Origin of the sequence: Desulfofundulus sp. TPOSR, from assembly GCF_011393055.1 — a bacterium.
Classification (GTDB): domain Bacteria; phylum Bacillota; class Desulfotomaculia; order Desulfotomaculales; family Desulfovirgulaceae; genus Desulfofundulus; species Desulfofundulus kuznetsovii.
In genome coordinates this window covers 403,123-421,615 of the sequence record NZ_JAAOEF010000004.1, presented here as the reverse complement: position 1 = coordinate 421,615, position 18,493 = coordinate 403,123, and the positions used below count along the sequence as shown (strand labels likewise).

The following is an 18,493-nucleotide window of genomic DNA, read 5'->3' as shown; positions in this document are numbered from 1 at the left end:
ATATCATATCATTGTTCCCTCAGGGAAGAGGGAATATCAGCGATAAATTTTCAGTGGCTCGACCGCCCCAGAAGGCTTCGAGAAAATGATCTAAAGGGAGGTGGGAGCCCGAGGTAATATGGACAAGCTTCAAAATTTATTATTCATTAAATTTTGGGAGGTGGGCTAATTTATGACAACCGCATCTGTTAACGGGGAACTTTATTCCATCGTTGAGGACACGGCGAAAAGTCTCTATATTAAAGCCCTTAAAGACTTGCCCCCCGATGTGCGGCAGGCCCTTCAAAAGGCTTATGAGACAGAAACGGAAGATACTCCCAGGAAAGTCTTATCCACCATGTTAGAAGCCATTGCCATATCCGATGACAAGCAGCGTCTGCTCTGCCAGGATACAGGTATCCCCCTTTACTTTGTAAAGGTGGGCAGCCGTCTTAATATTGACATCCCGCGCCTGCAGGAGGCCATCGTTCGCGGTACCGAAAGGGCTACCGTAGAGCACCCACTGCGCTCCAGCGTCTGTCATCCCATTAAGAGAACCAACCACCAGACCAGTACTGGTTATCGCATTCCCTTAATCAATCTGGATTTCGTTAAAGATGACGATACCCTGGAGATCTTAATGGTGCCCAAGGGTTCCGGTTCCGAGAACATGAGTTTTCTCAAGATGCTGATCCCTGCCGAGGGCATCCGGGGAGTCAAGAAATTTATTATCGATAGTGTGCTGGAAGCAGGAGCCAACCCCTGTCCGCCGTTTGTGATAGGCGTGGGACTGGGAGGTACGGCCGACCTCTGCGTCAAGCTGGCCAAGCTGGCTGCCGTAACCCGTCCCTTAGGTTCACGGAATGACGATCCCGACATTGCGGCCCTGGAAGAGGAATTACTCGAAGCAGTTAATCAGTTAGGTATTGGGCCTATGGGTTTGGGAGGAAAAACCACGGCCCTGGCCTTAAACATTGAATACGCCTATACCCATATAACCCAGAATCCGGTGGCTGTCAATATCCAGTGCTGGCCGGCGAGAAGAGCCAGGGCGAAAATTGATGCCTGTGGCCGGGTGGAATTCGGGTATTAAGAAGGAGGGATAACCATGGCCGAGTACAGACTGACCACGCCCTTGTCGGAAGAAGATGTCCGGAAGCTGAAGGTCGGCGATACAGTCTTTTTAGAAGGCACTATCTTCGGTATAAGGGATGCCAACCTCATACGCATGTTTGAGCACAATGTTCCGCCTCCGGTCGATCTTACCGGTGCTGCCTGTATTCATACCGCACCCAACGTGCGCAAGGTAAACGGCGGGTACGAAAAGGTTTGCATTGGGACTACCACCAGCTCCCGCATGGACCGGTTTACTCCCGGTTTAATGGGCCAGTATGGGGTGAGGGCAATCATCGGTAAGGCGGGAATGATGGAAGCCAGCATGGAGGCCATGAAAAAATACGGTGGTTGTTACCTGGCTATTGTAGGTGGCGCTGCTTCCTGGGAGACGGAAAAAATCCAGGCCATTGAAGGAGTTTGGTGGGAAGATTTAATGCCTGAGGCCATCTGGAAGTTCCGGGTTAGGGATTTCGGCCCCCTTATCGTGGCAATGGACTCGGAGGGTAACAATATGTACTACCAGGTAAAGGCCCGGGCACGGGACAAGCTTGCGGATATTTATAAGAGGCTTGGCGTTTGAGCAACTTTGGTGCAGGGTGGGCGCCCCGGAGAAAGGGTGCCCACCTGCAATAAATGCCGTTATATTAGGTTTCCAAATAACAAGCAGGAGCGTGTGGAAGAATGTATACCTTTAAAAACAGAAGCCAGGTGTGGGATACCGTAGGCATGTGGGCCTGGTTGTTCCACCGGATTACCGGGCTGGCACTGGTTTTTTACATTATCTTGCACATAGTGTTGATGGGTACTTCCCTGTTGCGGGGACCGGAGACCTTTAATAGTGTGCTCGGTTTCCTGATGGGCAGTACATTGTTTTTGATACTGGATCTGCTGCTGGCTGCCGCAGTTCTTTATCATGGTTTAAATGGGATAAGAATTTTATTGTTTGACATTGGCATAGGATTTAAACGCCAGAAAGAGATTTTTTGGGTCCTGATGGCTGCAGGGCTGGTTATTTACCTATTCCTGTTATGGCGGGTATTGCCGGAAATCTTTTAGCCGTTAGGGAGCGTGATGAAATGTTGAGCGGATGGACATGGCTCTTTCAGCGCATAACCGCTTTCTTTTTAATTCTGGTGCTGGGAGTGCACTTCTGGATCTTGCATTATCAGAATCCCGGTGAAATCCTGGTCTATGCCGATGCAGCCCGGCGACTGCAGACGGCGTTGTTCTTAACGGTGGATTCCCTTCTTTTGGCCTTCGGATTATTTCATGCGCTTAATGGGTTGCACAACGTTCTGGAAGATTTTAATGTAAGATCCCGTTCGATAACCTTCGTGTTGCTGCTGGTGGGGGTAGGCCTGTTTATTATGGGCATATATTCCCTCTGGCAATTCGTCTAATAGGGACGAAAGGGGATGCTGGAAATTGACTCTTAATGTTAAGGTGTTCCGATTCAATCCTGAGACAGATAAGATGCCCAGGTTTGATACCTTTAAGATAGAAGAGTTTCCCAACATGGCCGTACTGGATGTGGTGATGAACATACAGAATTACCACGATCCCACTCTGGCCTACAGGTGTTCCTGCCGTATAGGTATGTGCGGTTCCTGCGCCATGTATATCAACGGCCGGCCCCGTTTGGCCTGCCGGACCCAGGTCAGTTCCCTGGGGACAAAGGATATCACCATTGTGCCTCTTCCTAACTTACCTATTATCAGGGATTTGGCCGTAGATATGGAACCTTTCTTTGAAAAATATAAGAAAATAAAGCCCTACCTGATTCCCAAACAAGATCTAAAAGAGCCGGTAATTTGCAAGCCCGATTCCGGAGAAAGGGAATTAATCGATTACATGCTGGAATGTATTACCTGTGGGGCGTGCTATGGAGCCTGCACCATGGTGGCCACCGATCCCCATTACCTGGGACCTGCCGCCCTGACCAGAGCTTACTGCCTCATTGCCGATAAGCGCGACGCTGCAACTCGTGAGCGGCTGGTCATTGTGGAACAATCCGAAGGCGTCTGGCGGTGTCACACCCAGTTTAACTGTGCGGAAGTGTGTCCCAAGAAGATTGTCCCCACCCAGGCCATCCAGCAACTGAAGAAACGGTGTGTATTCAAGCGATTGGGGCTTTTCAGAGGATAAAGTCCGGTGGTTTCAACAAAGGGGGTATGTATTTCTTATGGAAGAAATTAAAGCCGATATATTAATCCTGGGTAGTGGGGGTGCCGGATTGTTTGCCGCCCTCCATGCTTACGACAGCAACCCGCGGCTTAAGATTGTGCTGGCCACGAAGGGGCTGATCGGTAAATGCGGGTGCAGCCGCATGGTGCAGGGTGGCTATAACGTGGTACTGGACCCTAAAGATTCGGTGGAACTGCATTTTAAGGACACCATTAAGGGCGGTGCGTTTATCAACAACCAGGAACTGGCCTGGACTTTAGTAAATGATGCTCCAAAACGTATTCATGAAATGGAAACCAAAATTGGCTGCTTTTTCGACCGGCGGGAAGACGGGCGTATTCACCAAAAGCCCTTTGCCGGGCAGTCCTTCGACCGGACGGTACACCGGGGCGACCTGACCGGCATAGAAATTATTGCCCGGGCGACGGATCAGGTTTTTGCGCGCGATATTACCGTACTCGAAGAAACACGAGGTCTTGAACTGTTGACCAACAGCAATGGGGACCGGGTGGTTGGGGCCCTGCTGATGAATATTCGTACGGGCCAGTTCATCGTGGTCAACGCTAAAGCGGTGATTGTGGCCACCGGCGGCAGTGCCTCCATGTATAAAATTTCTGCCCCCTCTTTTGACAAAACCGGTGACGGGATGGCCATGTGCTGGCGTGCCGGGGCGGAATTTGTGGATATGGAAATGTTACAGTTCCACCCCACCGGGCTGCTGGCGGGTAAGTCCAGGTTGAGCGGCAGCGTGCTGGAGGAAGGCCTGCGGGGGGCCGGCGGCCGTCTCTACAATGCCATCGGGGAGCGATTCATGGAGCGCTATGACCCGGAAAGACTGGAGCGTTCCACCCGTGACCGGGTAGCCCGGGCCGGTTACATGGAAATAATGGCCGGGCGGGGAACTCCGGCCGGTGGTGTTCTGCTGGACATGTCCCACCTGGGCGCCGAGTTTGTGGAAAGTAAGTTTCCCGGCATGTGCGAGCGGGTAAGGGACATTGGCAAGGACCTGGCAAGGGAACCGGTGGAAGTTAGCCCTACGGCTCACTTCCAGATGGGTGGAGTTAGAATTGATGTTAATTGTTACAGTTCCTTGAAAGGGTTATTTGTGGCCGGGGAAGATGCCGGCGGGGTGCATGGAGCAAACCGCCTGGGCGGTAATGGCATTGCCGACTCGACGGTTTTCGGTGCCCGGGCGGGAGATGCGGCTGCCGAATTTGCCCAAAGCCAGGATTGGGTTCCCGTTGATCAGGTCCAGGTAAAGATGTTTACCAATAATGTGCTCAAATTTTTTGGACGCGCGGACGGTCCCGATGTGTACCAATTACGGGATGAGCTCAAAAACTTAATGTGGGAGAAAGTAGGCGTGGTGCGCACCGGGCAGAAGCTGGAGCAGGCACTGAAAAGGTTGGCCGAAATGTCAGAAGAGGTGGAAAGGGCCAAGCTTCCCACCGGTTCTTTACGGGGCTACAACCTGGCTTTAAACGAAATACTCAATTTGCGAAACCAGCTGGTGGTAGCCCAGCTGGTGGCGGCAAGCGCACTATATAGAAAAGAAAGCCGCGGTTCCCATTACCGTGAAGATTTTCCCGAAACCGATAACCAGAACTGGTTATGCAACATCTTTATGCGCAAAAAAGGAGATGGATATTTCATAGAAACACGCCCGGTGAAGCTTACCCGTCTCCGCCCGGAAGATGTGGCCGCGAAGTAGGTTAAAGCATTCCGCTTATTTGCCTGTGGTCAGGTGGGGGTGCATTCTGGATAAATGCACCCCCCTTTAAATATCGTTGTACGTTTTATGAGACGGTGGCCACTGTTTTCATCCGGTATGACGTTTTCATACAACAGGCGTTGTAAAATTGTCCGCCGGCATTCTACCGCCGGGTGCAGGCTGTCCTGTTTGTCCAGGAAAGCCGGCAGTTCCCGGGCGTCCTTGACCACCGCGGTTAGCCGTTGCCGGCGCCGGGTTTCATCTACCTGTTCCATCTGCTAGTGGTCTATTTTTACATTACCATCACCACTGGGAGGTAGGACACAATGAAATTGAAGAACGCTGTTAGTATTGCATTACTGGTTTTAAATATTCTCGCACTCTGGATGCCCCTAAGCTGGCGTGCGGTTGTCATAATAATTACCACAATGGTTTTGTTTAGTATGGAAATTACTTCCCCAGTTGCCTCATCGTTGATTGTTCTTGTTCTTTTACTTATGTACTTTCCCGCTGTGAATTTACACGATATGTTTTCGGGTTTTCGATCTCCAGTAATATTTTTTTTATTGGCTACAACTATAATGGGAACTGCCTTGTCCAGGTCATCCATTGCAATGCTATTATATAAATTTCTATCTAGCTGGTTGGCAAGGAGGTTACCAGCTTTTTTGCTGGTAGTCCTAATAATGTTCCCGATGGCGTTGTTAATTCCCTCGTCCATAACAAGGAATGCCATGCTATATCCGGTTTTAAAGAATTTTATGGATCTTGAGGAAATGAAAAAAGAGGCCCGGGATATCCTTTTGGTTTTAGGTATGCTGAATCCCCTGGCCTCATCAGCATTTTTAACCGGTGGCTTAGCCCCTATGATTAGTTCCGATTTACTTGGCGGGTTTAACTGGTGGCAGTGGTTTATTTTGATGGGGATACCGTATTTAACTTTGATTCTCGCGGGAGTGATATACCTGCTTATTCGCCGTCAGAAGGAGGAGGCTGCTAAAGGATACGAAACTTTCTGCAAAGAATTAAAGGTCAAAAAGATTTCCTTTGCGAAGGATGATTATATACTGATTGGTATAATGACTTTAGTTATGTTACTGTGGGCTGCTGATTTTTGGCATAGCTTTCATCCAGTAGTACCTGCTCTATTAGGCCTTGTGCTCATTTTAATTTTTCACGCACCTACCAAATGGTCGGAAGTGCAGCAATCAAATGCTCTTGATAATATGATAATCTTAGGTGTGCTCTTTTCCTTAATCAGTATTGTGGAGAGACATGGATTTATAGATCAGTTTAGCCAATATGTTGCCGAACATTTCCCCAGGTACATGCCAGTTCAAAGCTCGTTGATGGTTATCATTGTCCTGACAGCTGTATTTCATCTCTTTATACCTAACATATCAGCTTGCTTAACCATTTTGGTACCCTTATTTTTTAAAATCTCCAGCCTCGTAGGTATTAATCCGATAGTGGTCGGACTCATTGTAACAATGACTGTAGACACACTTAATTTTTACCCGGCACAATCTACACCTCTTTTGATGGTATACGACGGCACATATTTAAAATCTGGAGATATTTTAAAATTTGGGATAGTGATGTCTTTAATTTTTATTTTTATTTTGTTTTTGATAATTCTTCCTTATTGGAACCTGCTTGGCCTTACTCTCAGAGTGTAACCGCAAAATTCAGATTCCGGGTTGGTAGCAAATAACATATAATGAGCGGCACCTGGTTACTCAACGGACTTTGGAAACAGCTGGAGATCAATTTTGCCTTGGACTCAACTTTGACAGTAAAAGCCGGTTTTAGGCTCCATCAACTCTTGAAAACCCAGTAAAATCAAGGATGTATATTGGGAATATCAAAAAATGTTGTGCCACGTATACCATTTACTGCCTTTGAATATCCAGTATTGCCATGTTATAATGACTATGCTATGTTTGTCAGGACTAAAACCTTCGCCAATAAAGATGGCACTAAAAGGACGTACTTGCAAATAGTTGAAGGTGTTCGTGAAAACGGTAAAGTACGCCAGAAAGTTGTTGCTAACCTGGGCCGCATTGAAGATGCCCAGTCGGGTAGCCTCGACCGTTTAATTGAAAGCCTGGCTAAATTCTCAAAAAAGAGGTGGGTTCAAGCTGAAGCCGCCAGGCTCATGGTCTTAGAGGCAAAAGAATGGGGTACCGAGCTGATCTTCCGGCACCTGTGGGAAAAGCTGGGACTGGCTGCCATTATCAAAAACCTTCTTGATAAAACAGAAATAACCAGCCCTCTTGATGAAGCCATATACGCCATGGTCCTAAACCGTATCAGTGACCCATTGTCCAAGCGGGCGGTCAACGAATGGGTCAACGAGATCTACCGGCCCGCCTTTAAGGAACTGGAGTTACACCATTTTTACCGGGCACTGGACTTTCTCATCTTACATAAGGAAACCATTGAACTGGAGTTATTTGAGCAAACGAAAAATCTATTTAACCTGGAACTGGATCTGGTTTTCTGGGACACCACCTCCACCTACTTCACTGGAAATGGTCCCGAAGGTCTGGCGGAATACGGGTATTCCAAAGACCACCGCTCCGACCGGGTGCAGATTATTGTGGGTGTGCTTATGACCCGGGAAGGAATACCGGTGGCTCACCAGGTTTTTCCCGGTAATACTGCCGATATCGAGACCTTCAAGAAGGTCATCCATGATACCCGAACACGGTTTCTACTCCGGCGGGTAATCTTCGTAGCCGACCGGAGAATGGTTAGCCCAACACTTCTGGATGAGTTGGATAAAGAACATATCGAATATATCGTCGGCGTAAAAATGCGTCGGATGCAGGCGGTTGCGGAAGTGTTGAAAACGGGCGGCCGTTATAAAGAAGTGGCCGAGAACTTGAAAGTAAAAGAAGTCTGGCATGATGCCAATCGTTACATTATCTGCTATAACCCAATGGAGGCTGAGCACGACCGAAAAGCCAGGGAAGAGATTGTCAAGAAATTGGAAAAACAGCTCAATGAAAAAGGTCTTAAATCAATGCTATCAAACAGTGGCTACAGCAGGTTTCTGAAAATATCAGGCGCCAATGTTGCCGTGGATCAGAAGGCTCTGGAAGAAGATGCCCGTCATGACGGGAAGTATGTTCTCAGGACCAACTCCCAACTGGACACTGCAGAGGCAGCCCTGGCATACAAAGAACTCTGGCGGGTGGAAAGGGCCTTCCGGGAATTAAAATCCACCCTTGATTTAAGGCCAATCTACCACTGGAAAGACCGCCGGGTAAGGGCACATGTCATGGTTTGTTTTCTGGCGCTGGTGTTGGAATCGGCTTTTTACCGGTATCTCAAGCTGGCCGGCAGCCAGGTTGAATACTTGTATCTCATGAGAGATTTAAAAAATCTAAAAGCTGTCGAGTTAACCCTGGAAGGCATAAGATACTTGTGCCGAACTGAATTACCAGGAAATGCTTTTCAAGCTTTTAAAGCATTGGGAATAGGAGTTCCAAATCATGTGACAATCATTAATTAGCATATCTACCACAATAAGGTAAAATGTTGTGGCACGCCAACTCGTTATGTCCCGGAAGCCTTGATTTTCCGGGGTTTTATTGGGATTGGGTGTTAAAGTTCAGATAACCGGTATAGCCCGTAAGGCTAAATTTTGACCCCTTTCAGCCTTAAATGAGACTTGACAGCTTCCCGGTCGGGGAAATGTTCAGCAATGATGTTCAGGTACTCCGCCACCAGCGTCGGCCCCCGTTTGACCACCCGGGCCATCAATTCCAGCGGGAGGCCGTAAGTGTGCAAAATTAAAACCCGCTCAAAGTCGTCGATGTACCTGTCCACCGCCTCCGGGCTGTGCCGGGTGATCCGGGCAATGTCATGGCTGAAATACCCTTTCAGGTAGAAGCCGATAATGATATCCTTGTGGGTCATGGCGCTGCCGGCATCCAGTATCGTTCCCGGGGTGGGTAAAACCATCTGGTGATCCACCATGAACTGCCGCAAAAGCCGCGAAAAAGTCTGGTATGAGCGTAAGAACAGCTGCTGCAGATCCACCAGGGCCAGCAAACCGCCCTGCAGGTAGGCTTCAGTAAGCACCCGGGCCATCTGGGCCTGCTGAATGGCTTCCAGTTCGCTTAAGGATTTGACCCGGGCCAGGCGCTTTAACTCCTCCTGTGTATGCAGGGTGAGCAGCAGGGGCACCTGCTCCCGGTAGGCCGTCTGGTGCTCCCTTTGCTGACGGTCGGTGGTGCTGATGCCGATCCAGGCTACCTGTCCCGGTCTTACCCGGCTAAGGGGCGGGCAGTACAGCTCCCGCAGGTAGGCCAGCCGGAAGATAATGGCCAATGCCCTGGCCCGGCTGATATGCTCTTCCTGCACGAGAAAGGCCAGCATTTTATCCACTACTGCCTGGGGAACCAGCACATCGTCCTCGGCGGGCCTGTCCACCGTGCGGGCGTTAACCATCTGCGGTGGTGCCAGGGGACCGGCCAGATACCTGGGGAGAGCAGCCTTTTTACGATCCCCGTCCCCGGTATGGGGCAGCCGGTCCCTGGGGCTGATGACGGCTCGTAAGTCCTCCATTGTTGCTCCGGGGACCACACGCTTTACGGCCTTTAGCGCCATTTTTTCCACCGTGGCTTTAGCCCGGGAGAAGCTGCCGCTGCGCTGCAGGATGGAAATTACTTCTGCAGATAAAAGAGGAATGACCACCCGTTTCCCCTGAAAAGAGATCAGGAGTTCTCCGGGTTTTAAGCGTTCAATACCGTCACCGGCCTCATCTTCGTCCATCAACTGGTTAAATCTTAAGCAGATCTCATCGGCCAGCCAGGATTCCTTGTTCAGGTCGAAACGCCGGATTAATTCGCAACGCTGGGCATTGAAGAGGTTTTTCTCTCCCAAAGAGTCGTAAGAAGAGAACCTCTTCCGGCCTATGGAACCATCCCCTTTTTTACCGCCTGTTCGCGGGCGAATATCTGGCGGATGCGTGTGAGCACCCACTGGTATTCAGGTTGATTAAACCGCTCGTAAAGGGCGGCGCAGGTTTTCACCACCCTTGCCGAACGGTGCATTACCTTGCGGATCAGGGGCAAGGGCAGGCCGCGTTCACAAAGCCCCACATAGGTGGCAAAGGTTTTTAGATAGGCCTCTATACTCTCGTAGCTGTGGCCTGTCCGGTGTTTGATCTGGGTTTCCGTGTATCCCTGCAGGTAGAGCTCCACTATTTTGCTCATATGGGAGATACCCGGCCCCATGTCAGCCAGGTTGCCCCGGGTGGGAACAAACACCTGCCTGTTCTCGCTCATCAGGCGCTGGATTACCGAGGGATGCACCCCCAGAAGGAAGGCCAGATCCGGCTGGCCAAGACATGCCCCCTGGGCTTTGGCCTCCCCCGTATAGCGTAAAATGCGCTGCCACTTGAGTTGTGAAGTGGTGTCTGGATTCAGCTTTTCTTCATCCTCGGGGCTGTAAAAACTTAATTTGACGGGTACCAGCCGGCATTCGTCCAGCGGTTTGCCCGGTGGCTCCTGGTCGGAGACGGCGTAGTACACCACGCTGCCGGGAGGACGGTTGTCCCTGTGTTCTTCCAGGTGGTTTTCCAGCAGGCACAAAAAGGCCCGGGCTTTGGCCGGCGAGAAATTGTGCTCCGCCTGCAATACATGGAAAAGCCGGGCTGCCGGGTCCTCCTCTTCATGCGGGTCAGATAAAAGACCCAAAGACACCTTTAGCCGTGAAAGATAGCCTCTGGGAGCCCTTTTAGCCAGCTCCAGGTACTCGTCTACCAATCTGAGGTGAACACCGGTAACCCGGGCAATATGCTCCCGGTTCAAGTCTTTACCGGCCAGGGCGGCCACCCGGCTGAAGTCCAGCTGCCAGCTTTCCCACTGGGATTCGGAGATAAACAGTTCTTCCCGGATTCTTGAGGGTCGTTCTCCGGAAATGGCCATTTGCAGGGCAAAGGTACTGCGAAAAACCCGGTTCCGGCGATGTTTTAGCGCCTGACCGGCCAGAGGAAGGCAAACCCCTTTCTCCCAGAGGGGTTTTAACCGCTCCCGGATGGATTTGGCAGTGATATTGGTGAGCAGTGACAGGTGGGGCTGGTCAAAGACCGCCCCCTGGAGATAGGCCTCTTCAATCAGCCTGAGCAGCCGCGCATTTTGCATGGCTTTCAGGCCAAATTCCCGGTGAATCTCCAGATCATCCGGTGCAAAAGGGGTGAGCACAACCGGCCGTTTGGGTAGAAGAGAATACTTTTCCCGCTGATGGGCATATTCGGCAGAAATGAGGGGGAAAACAATCTGGTTGATCATCCGGTCCGTTTCCTGGTTCAGAAAATCAAGACCTTTGGCAGCAACGGACCTGGCTTCCTCGAAGGACAATCCAAACCGGTCCATGCTTTCCCTGACCAGCCAGTGAAAAAGGCATTTTTGTTCGACAGAATTCGTTTGGACCAGGAGATTTTGGCGGTGAAACCTGGGGCGTCCCATGCAATCACCCCACATCGAATTTTTAGAGGGTCTTATTGGCTGGGGATATGCCGCTCTTGTGGGCAGCAGGCCTGTCCGCAAGTACGACAGTTGCCATGCTGTCGTACACAAAACTAAAACCCGGCTGCCCACAAGAGCTTGGATAACTCTGCGAGTTATCCACATATCCCCAGCCACGACTACGAATGACCATGACCATCATGACTACCATGTTATTCCTGAATACCAGTTTAATAGCGGGACTAAACATTGTCCAGCAACGGGTATAGCCTCTTTCGGGAGAGATTTCCCTTACGGGTTAAACCGGTGGATGGAGTAAAAGCGAGGTAACCTTCCAAAATTTTACCAACCATTTTTTCTAACGTTGCGTGGACCATCATTGGCACTTCGGCCAACGTGGTGGTCATCGGTCTGGCCGAGAAAAGGTAGTTCCCTATTACCTTTGTGGGATTCTTTAAAAGTGTGTCATTAATTGAGCCTGCCGGGCTGGTTATTATGGTGGTGGGTGTTATTTCCCCGGCAGGCCAGAAGGAACGAAAATTTATACCAGTTAAAAAGTGATGGGTAACCGCATCGGAAGGTGATGTGATTCCCCATCACCTTTAAGGGGCTAAATATTTTAAAAGTTCTTAATACTGATGGTGGCGTGCATCAGTATTTTTGACCGAAACCTTAAAATTCAAGTAATAAGTTATGGCATAGCAATTGCTTGTGAAAATAACCGCAACCCTCTTTTTAAATTATGATTTGTATTGGGGTGAGTTGGATGGGGAAGGTAATGTCAGCGCGGGAAGCTGTGCGTCAGTTTATAAAAGACGGGGATTCCGTCCTAATCAGTGGGTTTCCCCATTTGATTCCTACTGCGCTGGGACATGAAATCATCCGGCAGGGGAAAAAAAACTTGATTTTGATCAAGGAATCCCCTGAAGTGCTGGGCGATCTTATGGTTGGAGCCGGTTGCGTTAAGAAAGTAGTATTCGGGTTTATGGGCATTCCCGGGATGGGGCCCTGTCCGGAAATCAGGCGTGCGATTGAGGGAAAAAGTAATTTTGCCCTGGAGGTGGAAGAATATACACACTTTGCTTTTTGCACAGCTATCAAGGCTGGGGCGCAGGGATTGCCCTTTTTACCCATTAGAACTAATTTAGGCTCTGATTATTTAAGCGTCAACAATAAATTAAAGATAATGGATTGCCCCTTTACGGGGGAAAAGCTCTGCCTGGTTCCGGCTATAAAAGCAGATGTTGCTTTATTACACGCTCAGCGTGCAGACCAGAAGGGGAATATTCAAGCCTGGGGAATCCTGGGACTGCACCGGGAAATGGCGCTGGCCGCCCGTAAGGTAATCGTTTCCGTGGAAGAGATAGTGCCAGAGGAAGATATCAGGAGGGATCCGGATCGCACCATTATTCCCGGCTTTAAGGTTGATGCGGTGGTGGAAGAACCCTGGGGCGCTCATCCTTCTTATGTCCAGGGTTATTATGACCGGGATGAAGGTATGTACCAGTTTTATGCCCAATCGGCTAAAACGAGGGATGGCTTTATGAAATACCTGGACGAATGGGTATTGGGGGTTAATGACCGTAAGGGGTACCTCGAGAAATTAGGCTTTGCCAGGGTTTTAGCCCTCAAGGCCAGGTCATTTTACGGTTATTCAGTTAATTACGGTTATTAAGGGACAAGATGAGGTGATTCTGGATGAATGATAAAGTGTACAGTAGAGATTACACTCCAAGAGAGATAATGATTGTTGCGGCTTCAAGAGTGCTGAACGACGGCGAAAAAGTCCTGGTGGGGGTTGGTTTACCCATGCTGGCCGCAGCGCTGGCTAAAAAAACCAGAGCTCCCAATCTGATATTGATGTTTGAGCCCGGGATTATTGACGCCGATATGACCAGGATGCCCAAGGCGGTGGGCGATCCCAGCATTGTAGCCGGCTCGACATGTATAACCGGTCTGTATGAGATGTTTGCCTATTATATCTGCAGCGGGCTGCTGGATGTGGGATTTCTGGGAGCCGCCCAGGTGGATAGGTTCGGCAATATTAATACCACTGCCATTGGTACCTACGAACGACCTGCCGCAAGGTTGCCCGGAAGCGGAGGGGCCAACGACATTGCTTCGATGGCTAAAAAAATCATTATTATCATGCCACACAATAAAAGGAACTTTAAAGAAAGAGTAGACTTTGTTACCAGCCCGGGATTTTTAACAGGTCGAGACAAACGTAAAGCCTGCGGCTTAATGGGCGGCGGCCCGGAAGTAATGGTTACGGATAAGGGTGTCTTTGGTTTTTCCGAACAAACCGGGGAGATGTTCTTGAAAACGTACCATCCCGGAGTAACCATTGAAGAAATTCAAGAAGCTATTCCCTGGCAGTTAAAAATAGCTGAAGACGTCGGTGAAACTGAACCGCCGACGGAAGAGGAGATTCATATTTTGCGCCATGTAATAGGAGTTTAACTGAAGAAGGGGATGTTTATGAGAGAAGTAGCGGTAATCGGGGCAGGCATGTCCCGGTTTGGCGACCGGATGGACAAAGGAGCCGCTGAACTATTGTTGGAGGCGTTTGATGAAGCCGTACGGAGTGTTGATAAGGGAATGGAGATCAAGGATATTCAAATGGCTTTCTTCGGCAATCAGGGAGTGGGCGGTAGCCAGCTGGCCCTTCTGGCCGCCCAGATGGTGGAGGCCATCGGGTTATGCGGGATTCCGGCTTTCCGGGTGGAAAACGCCTGTTCTTCTTCTAGTTTTGCATTTATAAACGCCGTCCAGGCCGTCGCTTCCGGTGTTTGCGACGTAGCCCTTGCCGGCGGGGTGGAAAAGATGAGGGAAATTTCCGGCAAACAGGTGCGCCAGTGGATGGGCGTGGCAGGCGACAATGAATGGGAGCGCCAGGTGGGCATTACTTTTCCCGGTGCTTATGCCCTGGCGGCCCAGCGCCACATGCTGGATTTCGGCACCAGCCGGGAACAACTTTCCATGGTAGCGGTTAAAAACCATGAGTGCGGTTTTTATAATCCCAAAGCCCAATTGAGGATGAAAATTACTTTGGAAAAAGCTTTAAAAAGCCCGATTGTGGCCTACCCGCTTAATATTTTTGACTGCTGTCCCACATCCGACGGGGCCTCGGCGGTAATCATTTGCGCTAAAGAGATAGCTTCAAAGTATACCGATAAGGCGGTAACCGTCCTTGGTTATGGAGCAGCCAGCGATACGATTTCAATTACCAACAGAAAAACAATTACTGCGCTGAAGGCAACCATCCGGGCTGCCCAAATGGCTTACCGGATGGCCGGGATCGGCCCCCAGGAGATTTCCTTTGCCGAAGTACATGATTGCTTTACCATTGCCGAGATCATGGCTTACGAGGACCTCGGCTTTTGTCCCAAAGGCGAAGGCGGGAAATATGTTGAGGCTGGCCATTCAAGATTGGGTGGTATGAGGCCGGTAAATGCAAGCGGGGGGCTCAAGTCCAAGGGGCACCCTCTTGGAGCTACCGGGACGGCGCAGATAGTTGAAGTTTTTAAGCAAATCCGGGGAGAAGCGGAACCGGAGCGGCAAGTTGAAAATAATAAAGTGGGCCTGACTCACAATGCTGGCGGATTTGGCGGTACTGCTACCGTTTGTATATTTGGAATGAGGTGAGCAGAACGTGGTGATGAATGTTGGTATAAGCGGTATGGGAGTTTATTTGCCCCGCTACCGGATTAACAAGAACGAGTATCAAAAATGCTGGCCTTCGTTTCCAGTTGAGGAAAAGACGGTAATGAATTACGATGAAGATGTAATTACCATGGGCGTTGAAGCGGCCAAGCGGGCCCTGAAGAATAGAGGGTGCGAGCCCGCCCTGATTGGGGGTGTTTTTGTCGCCTCCACTTCATTTCCATATGTTGAAAAGAATGTTATCAGTACAATTGCCCAGGCGTGTGGCTTGAACAAGGATGTATTTGCGGGGGTTTTCAGCGGCAGCACACAAGCCGGGACCGCCGCCCTGTTAAGTTGCGTGGATTTTGTGCATAACCGGAAAAAGCCGGTATTGGTTATAATTTCCGATGCTCCCAGAGGTTTGGAGGGGGGACCCCTTGGAGCTGACTTTGCAGCCGGGGCGGTGGCCATGCTGGTGAGCGGAGAGGATGTTTTTATTGAAATTAATACATCGGCGTCAGTTTGCGCGGAGTTACTAGGGGAAAGGTTCCGTCGGGATACGCAAAGCTTTGTCGATGACCTGGAGTTGCGGGCCTACCATAAAGAGGGGTCGCAGCAGGTTATTTTAGCAGCGGCCCGGGCAGCATTGCAGAAATTAGATGAAGCTGGTGTGATAAATAAGGTTATCCTTCCGGTTAAAGATGGCAGGAGCGCTTTAATGCTGGCGAAAAAATTGGGGTTTGATGAGCAGCATGTTTGGGGAACTAAGGTTTTTTCAAAGGTTGGTGATACAGGGGCCTGCATGGTATTTATGGAATTGGCGGGTTGCCTGGCGGAAATTGGTGAAGGGAATATTTTAATGGTTTCTTACGGGTCGGGGGCCTGCAGCGATGCGGTGATCTTAAAGGTTAAAAAAGTGCCTGATATTATGGCTGGTTTTATTAATGATTTGGAAAGCAGCAAAGTTTATATCGATTATCTAACTTACTTAAAAAAATTGAGGCTCATTGGGGTAAATTAGGGAGGGTCAAAAGTGGGAGCTCATATTTCTTTACCGGCTTACACGCGAAGCATCAGCGAAAGATATCAATTGACTTGCTGGAAATGTAAGGAGTGTGGTACTTATCACTTCCCCCCGCCAACTTTATGCACCAATTGTTCGGCCAGGGAATTTGAACAGGTTGTTCCTTCCGGAAGGGGAAAGATTTATTCTTTTACCTGGATTGCTGCTGGCGGGGCGCCGGGGGAATATGCTGAACAGGTTAAACTTAACGGCAGTTACGGGGTTGCCCTGGTTGATCTGGAAGAAGGAGTGAGGGTGATGGGGCAGTTGACAGATTGCGACCTGGAGGAGGTGAAAATAGGTCAGGAGGTACAGATGGTGTTCCGGGTTTTATACAGCCTGGAAGGAGTCATTCGTTATGGATTTAAATTTAAACCCGTGTGATTTAAAGGAGGGCTGTTTATGTATAAGTTATTTAATAAAAAATCATGGATGCTGGTATTGGTTACATTGGTTACGTTAATGATTTTTACTTTGGGCGGTTGCGGCGGCAAAGGCGAGCAGGGCGGGCAGGCAGGAAGCGACAATGAAATGAGCATTTCAGTGGGGGACATAACCGGAGCTGAATTGGTCTTTGCACCTTTTCACATTGCCATGCAGAAGGGTTTCTTTGCGGAAGAGGGTATTAAAATTGAGCGCAGGGTTTTTACCAACGGGCCAAATATGATGATGACTATGTCAAAGGGCGAGCTGGATGTGGCCCTGGCCGGTAGTACTCCGATTTTACAGGCCGCGGCGGAAGGTGCAGATTTGAAAATTGTGATGTCCATAACCAAAGACAACGCTCCGGTGGTGGCCAGGAAGGATATTGCCACTTTTAAAGATCTGGATGGGAAAGTGGTAGGGACTCCTGGATTAGGAACCATTCAAAACACTATGTTAAGCCTAGCTGCGGAAAAGGAAGGAATCAAGTTTGCCCGGCTGGTTCACGGTAAGATTACGGACTTGGTGGTATTTTTCCAGAAGGGGGAAATTGACGGTTTTACCGGTTGGGAATGGATTTGTGCCGATGCAGTGACCAATTATGGCGCGCATTACGTACTAAAAAAACCCGTCCTGCCCAATGCAGAGAGTTGTGAAGTTGCCGTGACGGGCAAGTTAATCAAGGAGAACCCCCAGGCCGTGGAAAAATTTGTGCGTGCTTTATATAAAGCTGTGCGATTTATCCAGGAAAATCCTAGCGAAAGCGTGCAGATTATAAGCAAGTTAACCGGCAAGTCAGAAGAGGTAATCAAGCTTGCTTTCACTACTTGTACGGTGGATAAGCCGGAAGTCGACCTGCCTAGCTTGAAGTTTGAAGTGGAAGACGCCATCAAGACGGGCAAGATCCGTCGGGAGGCCGTCCCAGATGTGGAACAGTTTCTTAAGAGTCATATGGACATGTCTTTCCTGGAAAAGGTAAAGAGCGAATTTAAATAATAATTCAGTGAGAAGTTTAAATTGGCTTGAAAGGAAGGGTTTTAATGAGCGGTAATGTGGGAACCACCATAGTCAATAAAAAAGCCAAAATAAATACCGGGGCGTTTAATGCCCCGGGCCTTAAAAAGCTGTTTTATAACTTAATCAGCCTTGGAATTTTTGTGGCAATCTGGTCCTTGCTGGCTTCTCTTTTCAAGTCCTCATTTTTTCCCACTCCCGACGGGGTGGTAAATGCGCTCGTAAATTTAATTGTTCATGGCGATTTGGAAGGGTACACTTTGTGGGAGCATACCTGGGTTAGTACCGTGAGGATTGCGGCCGGGTTTTTTGTCGCCCTGATTATGGGGGTACCATTGGGATTGCTGATGGGTTTGTACCCGACAATTTATGAAAGAACAAGCGCGATTATTGAGCCAATCAGATTTATCCCACCTATAGCCTGGGTGCCAATGGCCATTGTTCTGCTGGTCGGGTTTTCCCGGTATGTCTTCTTGATCTGGCTGGGGGCATTTTTCCCCATCTTTATCAATACAATGGTAAGCGTCCCGCGGGTTGACCCCATCTGGAAGGATGTGGTTAAAGTTTACGGAGGTAACCGGAGCTTCATAATTAAAAAAGTGGTTTTTCCGGCAGTGCTTCCCGATATTTTTGCCGGGATGCGGGTAAGCCTGGGTGTGGCCTGGATGTGTATCGTGGCTGCCGAAATGATCGGCGGGGAAACCGTGGGATTGGGTCGGCTCATTTTGAAGTATGCTGATTTAATGCGCATGAATGAAGTGGTTGTGGGGATGCTGTTTATTGGCTTGATTGGGTTTATCTTAAATGAAGTCCTGATCAGGATTGAAAAAAGACTGTTCAGATGGCGTGCGGAAGTTAGCCTGTAAAAAGGGG

At 49.4% G+C, this 18,493-nt stretch carries 18 protein-coding genes; 15 read left to right on the top strand and 3 right to left on the bottom strand.

Annotation, left to right across the window (positions count from 1 at the left end; genetic code table 11):
• The first annotated feature begins 172 nt into the window (after window positions 1-172).
• From G7K71_RS17780 to G7K71_RS17755, 6 genes are all read left to right on the top strand, one after another.
• Window positions 173-1,072, top strand: coding sequence for a fumarate hydratase (locus tag G7K71_RS17780; protein WP_166349325.1), 900 nt, complete (start codon window positions 173-175; stop codon window positions 1,070-1,072).
• A gap of 15 nt (window positions 1,073-1,087) precedes the next feature.
• Window positions 1,088-1,675, top strand: a complete 588-nt coding sequence (locus tag G7K71_RS17775) for a FumA C-terminus/TtdB family hydratase beta subunit (RefSeq protein WP_166349322.1) — start codon at window positions 1,088-1,090, stop codon at window positions 1,673-1,675.
• Window positions 1,676-1,776: 101 nt separating this feature from the next.
• Window positions 1,777-2,151 (top strand): succinate dehydrogenase, cytochrome b556 subunit, encoded by a 375-nt coding sequence (gene sdhC, locus G7K71_RS17770; RefSeq protein WP_166349319.1) that lies wholly within the window; start codon window positions 1,777-1,779, stop codon window positions 2,149-2,151.
• 20 nt (window positions 2,152-2,171) lie between these two features.
• The gene (locus G7K71_RS17765) at window positions 2,172-2,495 is read left to right on the top strand and encodes a succinate dehydrogenase membrane subunit (RefSeq protein ID WP_013824243.1); all 324 of its coding nucleotides are present in this window, start codon (window positions 2,172-2,174) and stop codon (window positions 2,493-2,495) included.
• Between the two features lie 25 nt (window positions 2,496-2,520).
• Complete coding sequence (locus G7K71_RS17760) at window positions 2,521-3,240, top strand: succinate dehydrogenase iron-sulfur subunit (protein ID WP_166349316.1); 720 nt, start codon at window positions 2,521-2,523, stop codon at window positions 3,238-3,240.
• Between the two features lie 37 nt (window positions 3,241-3,277).
• Window positions 3,278-4,990: an FAD-binding protein gene (locus tag G7K71_RS17755; RefSeq protein ID WP_013824241.1), complete on the top strand. Its 1,713-nt coding sequence runs from the start codon at window positions 3,278-3,280 to the stop codon at window positions 4,988-4,990.
• Window positions 4,991-5,019: 29 nt separating this feature from the next.
• On the opposite strand, the gene G7K71_RS17750 is transcribed toward G7K71_RS17755, so the two are convergent.
• Window positions 5,020-5,265, bottom strand: coding sequence for a hypothetical protein (locus tag G7K71_RS17750; RefSeq protein WP_166349314.1), 246 nt, complete (start codon window positions 5,263-5,265; stop codon window positions 5,020-5,022).
• Window positions 5,266-5,316: 51 nt separating this feature from the next.
• On the opposite strand from G7K71_RS17750, the gene G7K71_RS17745 reads away from it, so the two are divergent.
• Together G7K71_RS17745 and G7K71_RS17740 are read left to right on the top strand one after the other, a co-directional pair.
• Window positions 5,317-6,669: an SLC13 family permease gene (locus tag G7K71_RS17745; protein WP_166349311.1), complete on the top strand. Its 1,353-nt coding sequence runs from the start codon at window positions 5,317-5,319 to the stop codon at window positions 6,667-6,669.
• A gap of 260 nt (window positions 6,670-6,929) precedes the next feature.
• The gene (locus G7K71_RS17740) at window positions 6,930-8,510 is read left to right on the top strand and encodes an IS1634 family transposase (RefSeq protein WP_166349308.1); all 1,581 of its coding nucleotides are present in this window, start codon (window positions 6,930-6,932) and stop codon (window positions 8,508-8,510) included.
• Between the two features lie 125 nt (window positions 8,511-8,635).
• On the opposite strand, the gene G7K71_RS17735 is transcribed toward G7K71_RS17740, so the two are convergent.
• On the bottom strand, window positions 8,636-9,886 hold the full coding sequence (locus tag G7K71_RS17735; RefSeq protein ID WP_166349305.1) for a DUF1670 domain-containing protein: 1,251 nt from the start codon (window positions 9,884-9,886) through the stop codon (window positions 8,636-8,638).
• Window positions 9,887-9,915: 29 nt separating this feature from the next.
• Window positions 9,916-11,472, bottom strand: a complete 1,557-nt coding sequence (locus tag G7K71_RS17730; protein WP_166349302.1) for a DUF1670 domain-containing protein — start codon at window positions 11,470-11,472, stop codon at window positions 9,916-9,918.
• 742 nt (window positions 11,473-12,214) lie between these two features.
• Here G7K71_RS17730 and G7K71_RS17725 point away from each other — a divergent pair.
• From G7K71_RS17725 to G7K71_RS17695, 7 genes are all read left to right on the top strand, one after another.
• On the top strand, window positions 12,215-13,147 hold the full coding sequence (locus tag G7K71_RS17725) for a CoA-transferase (protein WP_313885026.1): 933 nt from the start codon (window positions 12,215-12,217) through the stop codon (window positions 13,145-13,147).
• Between the two features lie 23 nt (window positions 13,148-13,170).
• A complete protein-coding gene (locus G7K71_RS17720; RefSeq protein WP_166349297.1) occupies window positions 13,171-13,935 on the top strand; it encodes a CoA-transferase subunit beta in 765 nt (254 codons plus the stop codon).
• Window positions 13,936-13,953: 18 nt separating this feature from the next.
• Window positions 13,954-15,120 (top strand): thiolase domain-containing protein, encoded by a 1,167-nt coding sequence (locus tag G7K71_RS17715; RefSeq protein WP_166349294.1) that lies wholly within the window; start codon window positions 13,954-13,956, stop codon window positions 15,118-15,120.
• Window positions 15,121-15,583: 463 nt separating this feature from the next.
• Entirely contained in the window at window positions 15,584-16,141 is a 558-nt protein-coding gene (locus G7K71_RS17710) for a hypothetical protein (RefSeq protein WP_166349291.1), read from the top strand.
• A gap of 12 nt (window positions 16,142-16,153) precedes the next feature.
• On the top strand, window positions 16,154-16,567 hold the full coding sequence (locus G7K71_RS17705; RefSeq protein WP_166349288.1) for a Zn-ribbon domain-containing OB-fold protein: 414 nt from the start codon (window positions 16,154-16,156) through the stop codon (window positions 16,565-16,567).
• Window positions 16,568-16,585: 18 nt separating this feature from the next.
• Window positions 16,586-17,602 carry an ABC transporter substrate-binding protein gene (locus G7K71_RS17700; RefSeq protein ID WP_166349285.1) on the top strand — a complete coding sequence of 339 codons (1,017 nt, stop codon included), beginning with the start codon at window positions 16,586-16,588 and terminating at the stop codon, window positions 17,600-17,602.
• A 44-nt stretch (window positions 17,603-17,646) separates the two neighbouring features.
• Window positions 17,647-18,486 (top strand): ABC transporter permease, encoded by an 840-nt coding sequence (locus tag G7K71_RS17695; protein ID WP_166349282.1) that lies wholly within the window; start codon window positions 17,647-17,649, stop codon window positions 18,484-18,486.
• Window positions 18,487-18,493: the final 7 nt, after the last annotated feature.

Coding starts and splice junctions, on each gene's coding strand:
- G7K71_RS17780 (WP_166349325.1), top strand. CDS start 173: ATGACAACCGCATCTGTTAACGGGGAACTTTATTCCATCGTTGAGGAC.
- G7K71_RS17775 (WP_166349322.1), top strand. CDS start 1,088: ATGGCCGAGTACAGACTGACCACGCCCTTGTCGGAAGAAGATGTCCGG.
- sdhC (WP_166349319.1), top strand. CDS start 1,777: ATGTATACCTTTAAAAACAGAAGCCAGGTGTGGGATACCGTAGGCATG.
- G7K71_RS17765 (WP_013824243.1), top strand. CDS start 2,172: ATGTTGAGCGGATGGACATGGCTCTTTCAGCGCATAACCGCTTTCTTT.
- G7K71_RS17755 (WP_013824241.1), top strand. CDS start 3,278: ATGGAAGAAATTAAAGCCGATATATTAATCCTGGGTAGTGGGGGTGCC.
- G7K71_RS17750 (WP_166349314.1), bottom strand. CDS start 5,265: ATGGAACAGGTAGATGAAACCCGGCGCCGGCAACGGCTAACCGCGGTG.
- G7K71_RS17745 (WP_166349311.1), top strand. CDS start 5,317: ATGAAATTGAAGAACGCTGTTAGTATTGCATTACTGGTTTTAAATATT.
- G7K71_RS17740 (WP_166349308.1), top strand. CDS start 6,930: ATGTTTGTCAGGACTAAAACCTTCGCCAATAAAGATGGCACTAAAAGG.
- G7K71_RS17730 (WP_166349302.1), bottom strand. CDS start 11,472: ATGGGACGCCCCAGGTTTCACCGCCAAAATCTCCTGGTCCAAACGAAT.
- G7K71_RS17725 (WP_313885026.1), top strand. CDS start 12,215: ATGATTTGTATTGGGGTGAGTTGGATGGGGAAGGTAATGTCAGCGCGG.
- G7K71_RS17720 (WP_166349297.1), top strand. CDS start 13,171: ATGAATGATAAAGTGTACAGTAGAGATTACACTCCAAGAGAGATAATG.
- G7K71_RS17715 (WP_166349294.1), top strand. CDS start 13,954: ATGAGAGAAGTAGCGGTAATCGGGGCAGGCATGTCCCGGTTTGGCGAC.
- G7K71_RS17700 (WP_166349285.1), top strand. CDS start 16,586: ATGTATAAGTTATTTAATAAAAAATCATGGATGCTGGTATTGGTTACA.
- G7K71_RS17695 (WP_166349282.1), top strand. CDS start 17,647: ATGAGCGGTAATGTGGGAACCACCATAGTCAATAAAAAAGCCAAAATA.